The sequence below is a fragment of the Inconstantimicrobium porci genome (assembly GCF_009696465.1).
GTDB classification, from domain to species: Bacteria; Bacillota; Clostridia; order Clostridiales; family Clostridiaceae; genus Inconstantimicrobium; species Inconstantimicrobium porci.
In genome coordinates this window covers 1-7,108 of sequence record NZ_VULX01000047.1, presented here as the reverse complement: position 1 = coordinate 7,108, position 7,108 = coordinate 1, and the positions used below count along the sequence as shown (strand labels likewise).

The following is a 7,108-nucleotide window of genomic DNA, read 5'->3' as shown; positions in this document are numbered from 1 at the left end:
TACTAAATCTTCATATTTTCCGTTTATAGGCTTGTCCTTAACCGCAGTTAGGTTATATTTTTGTTCGGGATTTTCAATCGCCCGTTTTACGGTCTTTCGATGTACTCCTATCTTTTTGGCTATACTTTAGGGATGGTTATAAAAATGGACAAGGGTTTTAGAATTAAGAAAACTAATAATGAGATTCAAATTAATGAAGTGAAACAGATGTTATTAAAATCATATTGGGCAGTAGATAGAGACATAAAGACTATAGAAAAAACTATTGAGAATTCTGTATGCTTTGGAGCGTTTTCTGAAAAAGATAATAAGCAGCTGGGCTTGTGGAATCCAGTTCTATTGCATATTCATAACACTTAAGTGCCTCTTCATATTTCTGATTATCAAAATAGTATTCTCCTTTTCTCATGGTATGTCCATATCTATCTTTTTCTATATCAATTTCATACATAACACCGATAGCTAATACTATAAATACAACTAAAGTAATAACAATCTCCAAAGTACATCCCCCTTTATTTATCATAGGCTTTTCTTAAGAATAACTCTCATGTAATTATTTGCAAATATAGATATGCGTATTTTGAAATTTGCATAAAAATGACTGCATTTTTGAATATATAATAATTAATTTAATATATATTAAATAATACATTGAAAAAACACAGTTTTGATTATATTATTAATATAATGCATATAAAAGAAATAATTGCAAAATATGTATTTTGTGAAAGTAACTGAAGGCTTAATCTATAAATTATTAATTAGAATAATTATAAAATGATAACTAATGCAAGAGATAAATTTGTTGTTCTTTAAACAGTATCATTAAAACAATTTTGATTACGGTATTGGTGGCTATTAATTAAGCTATTATATATAAAAGTAAAAATGAAATGGTAAAGCAGGTGTTGAAATGAAAAAAGAGCTAATTGAAAAAGATAAGACTGAGAAAAAAGCCGATATAGATGATGAATTAATAAATAAGTTAATCGAAGAAAATTATTTTTCAGAACTGGAAGAAGGACAAGTAAATAAATATGTTGCCGTAAAGTGGTAATATGAAATTTTGTTTATTATATCTTAAGGCTAAGTAATAATAGCTGCCAATACAGTTATTAAGTAGTTATAAAACAGTAAAGGGGGGGAAAATTTGAATGTTGTATTAGTTCAACCAGTATATAGTTTAGAATATGATATTACGGCAGGTCTTCAAATGCCATTAGGACTTCTTTCTATAGCAACGGTAACAGAAAAATGTGGACATAATGTTCATATAGTTGATCTACAGAAAGAAATTAATATAAATAAGTTAAGAAAAATTAGTGAGGATTTGATTAAAAAGTTTTCTCAAAAGATATTAAGCCTTAGACCACACGTGATAGGAGTTTCATGTATGTCTGTGTCATATATATTTATAACTTATTTATTAAAGAGAATACATTTAATATTTATAATATTCTTAATAAAAAAAGCACTATAGAAAAATCAAACAAGATGATAAAGAAAGCATGTAATTATGCAATTAAAAATAATGAATTAGTTTTTTTAAAAAAAATATATGTTTATATGAAAAGATATGAGAAGGTGACTGTATGAATATACTATTAAACACATATTGCAATTTAAAATGTAAATATTGCTTTGCTAAAAATATAATAAAGTCAGAAGAATTACCCAAACAGATTAGTATGGATAACTTTGAAAAGTATCTTGATTTTTGTATTAATAGTAAAAGTTATACTGTTGAATTAATTGGTGGAGAACCATTAATTATACCTAACATAGAAGAGTATTTATATAGAATTTATAAGAGAGGTATTTTCAAAAAAATAATTATTTTTTCAAATGGAACCTATAATAAGAATGTTAATTCTATTTTGGACAAGTATAATAAGCTTATTCCCATATCTCTTCTTATTAATGTTAATGCAAAAGATGATATTGGAACTGAGCTATATGAAAATTTAAAGAATAATCTTGATTATATGGATGAAAACAATATAGATTATGATTTGGGAATTAATCTTTATAAAAAAGAACAGAATTATATGGATTTTATTAATCTTGCTAGTGAGCATCATAAAAGAGCAATAAGATGGGCATTAGCTTCACCTTGTGATATTAATAATTTAATTAGCAGAAAAGAAATGTTTTATCATCATTATCATAATATGATGGACACAGTATTAGATTTTTTAAAAGCGGCATATGAGAGAAATATAAAGACAGAAATAGATTGTAGTGCAATTCCATTATGTACATTGGATGATTTGCAATTACGTAAGATAGCAACATATTCTCCTGTTTTACTTTCACATCATATATGTTTACCATCATTAGATGTTTTGCCAGATTTATCTGTAATCAGATGCTTTGCTATGTGTAATGATATGAGGGTGCCATTATCTGATTTCAAGTCAGACAAGGACATTTTTAGATATTTCATTAAAAATATTGATATGAGTAGAAATAATATTGCTATGGATGAATGCCAAAACTGTGATATATATTCAAAATTCAGAAGATGTTGTGGATGTCTAAAGTTATCTAGATAGAAAATTATTTTATTATTGGGGGTGAAAAGTTGAACAAATCAATTGTTGTTGAAAATGTCTATAAAAGTTATAAGTCACAATCAGTTTTGTCAGGAATTACATTTGAAGCTAGTGAAAATAGCGTTGTTGGATTAGTGGGGTCAAATGGTTCAGGTAAAACTACATTAATAAAGATTATATCAGGGCTAGTACGTGCAGATAAGGGCCACATTACAGTAGATGGAGTTACTGATTATAGGCACTTTGGAAATGAAGTTTCAGTATTACTGGCTGACAATAGAAATCTGTATTGGAAGTTAACAGTAAAGGAGAATATAAACTTTATATTATCATTAAGAAAAAATAAAACTAAAGAGACTATTGCCTTAACAAATAAACTGCTTAAGGAATTTAATATGGAGGATAAAGAGAATACTGTTGTTCAGGAATTATCAAGAGGAATGCAGCAAAAATTATCAATTATATTGACTATTGTAGACACAGCTAAAATTATTATGTTAGATGAACCTACACTGGGGCTTGATAATGAGAGCTGTTTGGATTTAGTTAAGTTTATAAATAATATGAAAGAAGCTTATAATAAAGTTTTTATAATATCATCACATGATTTTCAATTTCTTGCTAAAATATGTGACAGAGTATTATACCTATCTAATGGAACAATAAAAAAAGATTTTATTACTGACTCTATATCAAATATACTTAATTTCAACCAATTACAAGTGTGCATTCAAAAATCTGAGGATACTGATTTAAAATGCTTCTTTTCAAAATTTGAAGAGCATTTAGGCAAAGTATCTCTTGATGATGATGGTCTTATTATAAATTTTAAAATAAATGATACAAGTCAAATCAAAGATATTATAGATTCTATTGTTTCAGAAGAAATTATTTTACGATCAATTAATTATTCAAAACCTAAATTTGAATTTATTGTGGATGAATTAAACAAGCTGGTTTAAATAAAAATATTTAACGTCGAAGGAGGTATATATGTTTTTTGAATTTTTAAAAAAGGAGTATATCTTAAACAAAAGATATTTATTAAATGGTATGGTAGGACTTATTGTTATTACAATGCTTTTCCTTTTCATCTATTTAGGATTAGAATCAGTTACATCTAATTTTTATTCAGTAAACAGTAACATATCATTAATCATTTCATATATTTCCTGGGTATTATCAATTTCAGCATTTCAAACAGTAGCAGATTCTATTATTGAAGAATCAAAAGAAGGAACAATCCAGACTCTTTTCTTTTCAAGATACTCTTTTGAAAAATTGTTGTTATTCAAAGTTCTAGCGGCTTCTATTTTTGATATTGTATTTATATATGTCATTATGATGTTATGTAGTTTAATAACACATACTGTTTTATCTTTTAATATTATATATACAACAATTATTTTCATGATAAGTTTTTTATCATACTGGGGGTTAGGCTTTATTTTAGGTGGCATTTCGTTGATTTTTAAGAAAGTTGACAGCATAAGTCAGGTTATGACCTTTGTGTTTATGGCAGTTATGCTTATGCCAATAAATAATAAGTGGCTCTTTGCATTGCCAGGAGTATCAGGAAAGTATTTTTTGAATGTATTATTGTTAAAAAATTATGGAGCATTATGTATGGAAGATTATATTTACTTAGTTATAGGAAATGTAATCTATTTTATTATTGGGATTATCTTTTTTAGATTTACAGTTAGAATTGCAGTGAAAAAAGGTACAATTGGACAGATTTAAAAAGTGCCGATGAAAGATATGCTTAGTATATAATATAATAAGGTTATTAAGGGGAGTATATAAAAATGATTCATAAGAGTGATATGGCATTTATGGGGTATATTGAATTTAGAAATAAATTAAAATCTCAAATATCGAATGTTATGAATAGTATTTTAATGTATTTATCACAACGACAATTTGATAACGGTTCATTTATGGGTTCTATAGCACCTATATGTAATATGGATGATATTAATTTTGATGGATTGGGAAACGTAGGTTTTACAACATATATATTATGGAATTTAAAGAAAGTAAAATATGTTTCTTTAGTAAAAGATGATATTGTAAAAAAGTGTGAAAATTATATATTGGAAAAAGCTGAGGTTAGAAATCAATGTTCATATTGGAGATGGGAACCTGATTTAGAATATGATTTTGATGATACAATAATAAATTATTATAATCTATGCCACAAAGGTATAAAAGTAAATTTAAATTATTTTTTAGATAATAACGATAATATTCATACATGGAAACCAAGTGAAGAGGTTAAAAATGATATTGATGATATTGTTAGAGTAAATTCATTAAAATATTATGCAGGATATGATAAAAAGAAATATTGTCAAATACTTGATTGGACAATAAATAAGTTTATTAATGAAAGTGTAAAGTCTCCATATTATGTGAATTCAGATCTTGCTATATTGTTTCATATCTGTATGATGGATGTTTCATTATGTGAAATTAATCAAGGTGCGGAGTTTGAAGATAAAATCATTTTTTATTTCAATAAAGATTATTTGTGTAAAGTAGAAAGATTATATTTATATTATGGATATTTGAAATATATCTATGTTAAAGCTAAGTATTCTGAAAAAAAGATATTTTTAAAAAAATGTTATAATTTCATAATTGATTGTCTTACAAAGTGTGATGCGGATACATTTTTTTATAAAGGCCCAGCTAGTCTGCCTAATGATGAACAGTGGGTTTTTGGAGGTAAAGTATTATTTAGTGCATATTTTTTGAATTTTTTAAGCCTTATGTATGAAACTATTTGATTATTACTTTCATAATTTATTTGAAATAGTAAAAGAGAGGAATGGATATATGTATGAAGTGAAGTATTTAACGATGGATAAACATTCTCAGTTTATTATTTTTGCTTTTAATTGTGGCTCTTCAAATGAACAAGAGGATAATAATGGAGTGTTTCATTTACTGGAGCATTTGATTCTCAGCGATTACAATATTAATAAAGAACTACATAATGTATATTTAGATGCAATAACTACTAAAGAGTGGACTTATTTTTTATTTATAACTAAATCTGAAAATGAGATTATAAAAAAAATTAATTATATAATTGATACGCTGTTTTCTTTGAAGATTACTAATGAAAGTTTAGATAACGAAAAAAAAATAATTTGTGATGAAATAAAAAATCGAGGTTATTTTTCAAATTTCAAGCAATTATTTAATAGATTGATGTTTAATGGTACATCATATGCTTTGCCAACAACAGGAAAGAGTGAAACGGTTATAAATTTAAATATAAAAAGAGTACAAAATATCTATAATAAATACTATGATTTTAATCAAAATTTTAGAGTCTATTGTTCATCTGAAGATATATGTACAGAATTAAGTAATAAATTATCTAAAATAGAAAAAAGAATTGAATTTAATAATAAATTAGGTGTTATAAAACATAGTATAAGACCAATATCTAAGTCTATAAATAAGAAAGGTAATGAATTTAATTTAAGTGTTGCAACTATATATACACATATGTCAGATTATGATGCCCAATTATTAGATTTGCTTGGCAATTGCTTATTTGGAGCTAAAGGATTATTTGTTAGTAAACTAAAAAAGGATTGTGGTATTTATAATATTCAGTATATTTATGATGTGTATAAAGATTTTTCATTATTTGGGTTCGGTATATCTACTAATAGAAGTAATTATGATAGGATTATTTTATGTTTAAAAGAACTAATAAATGAAATACATGATAATAGTAATATGCTTAATAGTATATATAATGATGTGTTATTTACTAAATCTTTAGAAGTACAATACTACAAAAATAATATTTTTGATTTGATACGATTAGTAAATGAAATGAAAATAGACTTAGATATAACAAAATTGCCTAATATAGAAGTACAAATAAATGAATTATATAACTATATATTCTTTAAATCCAATTGGTTTGGACTTAGTATAGGAGATAATATAAATGTTGAAGATTTTTTGGATAAAATAGATATAAAAAATAAGGTATAAATTCGGAATTATAAAGGCTTGCAAATCCAGTGGACTTTCCAATAAAGCTTGGTGCGAACAAAATAATATTAATTTGAAACGTTATTATTATTGGCAGAGTAAATTCAAAAAATCTATTTGCAAGCACCAAGAGATGCAAAGGAATTTATGTGAAGAGTCACATGAAATAGTTCCTTTATCAAGTTTTAACGACTAAGCTGCAGCTATGCTTATGCTAATCTAAAAGTGTACCAATAATTAACTTCTGCTAAACAAAAAATGTACCACTCAACCACTCCTCCATTTATAATAAAATTGTCGACATTTTATATAAGTGGGAGGATTTTGAAAGGTGATTGAAATGGTACAATATGATTATATCAGATATCTTTATTTTAACGAAGGGCTTAGTCAAAGAAGTTGGAGCTAGAATATAAATAGTACAAGTTAAAAGTGGATATTTCTCAAAAAGAGTTATAATAAAAATATGATGAATTGGAGGAATTGAAATGAGTAAACAGTATGATAAGGAATTTAAGGAAAATGCA

At 25.6% G+C, this 7,108-nt stretch carries 9 protein-coding genes; 8 read left to right on the top strand and 1 reads right to left on the bottom strand.

The genetic code is table 11. The features are described from left to right. Positions 1 to 262 precede the first annotated feature (262 nt). Positions 263 to 502: a tetratricopeptide repeat protein gene (locus FYJ33_RS15550; protein WP_206046730.1), complete on the bottom strand. Its 240-nt coding sequence runs from the start codon at positions 500 to 502 to the stop codon at positions 263 to 265. 414 nt (positions 503 to 916) lie between these two features. Between FYJ33_RS15550 and FYJ33_RS15545 the strand changes: the two genes are divergently transcribed. The 8 genes from FYJ33_RS15545 (at position 917) to tnpA (ending at position 6,777) form a co-directional block, all read left to right on the top strand. Next, positions 917 to 1,060, top strand: coding sequence for a hypothetical protein (locus FYJ33_RS15545; RefSeq protein ID WP_154532824.1), 144 nt, complete (start codon positions 917 to 919; stop codon positions 1,058 to 1,060). A gap of 93 nt (positions 1,061 to 1,153) precedes the next feature. Then, positions 1,154 to 1,483 carry a cobalamin-dependent protein gene (locus FYJ33_RS15540; protein WP_154532822.1) on the top strand — a complete coding sequence of 110 codons (330 nt, stop codon included), beginning with the start codon at positions 1,154 to 1,156 and terminating at the stop codon, positions 1,481 to 1,483. 112 nt (positions 1,484 to 1,595) lie between these two features. Further along, positions 1,596 to 2,558, top strand: coding sequence for a radical SAM protein (locus tag FYJ33_RS15535; RefSeq protein ID WP_154532820.1), 963 nt, complete (start codon positions 1,596 to 1,598; stop codon positions 2,556 to 2,558). A gap of 29 nt (positions 2,559 to 2,587) precedes the next feature. Beyond that, positions 2,588 to 3,520 (top strand): ABC transporter ATP-binding protein, encoded by a 933-nt coding sequence (locus FYJ33_RS15530; protein WP_154532818.1) that lies wholly within the window; start codon positions 2,588 to 2,590, stop codon positions 3,518 to 3,520. A 31-nt stretch (positions 3,521 to 3,551) separates the two neighbouring features. Continuing rightward, positions 3,552 to 4,301 carry a hypothetical protein gene (locus FYJ33_RS15525; protein ID WP_154532816.1) on the top strand — a complete coding sequence of 250 codons (750 nt, stop codon included), beginning with the start codon at positions 3,552 to 3,554 and terminating at the stop codon, positions 4,299 to 4,301. A gap of 65 nt (positions 4,302 to 4,366) precedes the next feature. Further along, positions 4,367 to 5,350, top strand: coding sequence for a hypothetical protein (locus FYJ33_RS15520; RefSeq protein ID WP_154532814.1), 984 nt, complete (start codon positions 4,367 to 4,369; stop codon positions 5,348 to 5,350). A gap of 49 nt (positions 5,351 to 5,399) precedes the next feature. Beyond that, positions 5,400 to 6,581 (top strand): M16 family metallopeptidase, encoded by a 1,182-nt coding sequence (locus FYJ33_RS15515; protein WP_206046729.1) that lies wholly within the window; start codon positions 5,400 to 5,402, stop codon positions 6,579 to 6,581. Next, a complete protein-coding gene (tnpA, locus tag FYJ33_RS17085; protein WP_407928919.1) occupies positions 6,571 to 6,777 on the top strand; it encodes an IS66 family insertion sequence element accessory protein TnpA in 207 nt (68 codons plus the stop codon). The genes FYJ33_RS15515 and tnpA overlap by 11 nt, the downstream gene beginning before the upstream one ends. The last annotated feature ends 331 nt before the right edge of the window (positions 6,778 to 7,108 follow it).

What these genes read in the sequence shown, in the direction of transcription:
- FYJ33_RS15545 (WP_154532824.1), top strand. Translation starts at nt 917, where the DNA reads ATGAAAAAAGAGCTAATTGAAAAAGATAAGACTGAGAAAAAAGCCGAT.
- FYJ33_RS15535 (WP_154532820.1), top strand. Translation starts at nt 1,596, where the DNA reads ATGAATATACTATTAAACACATATTGCAATTTAAAATGTAAATATTGC.
- FYJ33_RS15525 (WP_154532816.1), top strand. Translation starts at nt 3,552, where the DNA reads ATGTTTTTTGAATTTTTAAAAAAGGAGTATATCTTAAACAAAAGATAT.
- FYJ33_RS15520 (WP_154532814.1), top strand. Translation starts at nt 4,367, where the DNA reads ATGATTCATAAGAGTGATATGGCATTTATGGGGTATATTGAATTTAGA.
- FYJ33_RS15515 (WP_206046729.1), top strand. Translation starts at nt 5,400, where the DNA reads ATGTATGAAGTGAAGTATTTAACGATGGATAAACATTCTCAGTTTATT.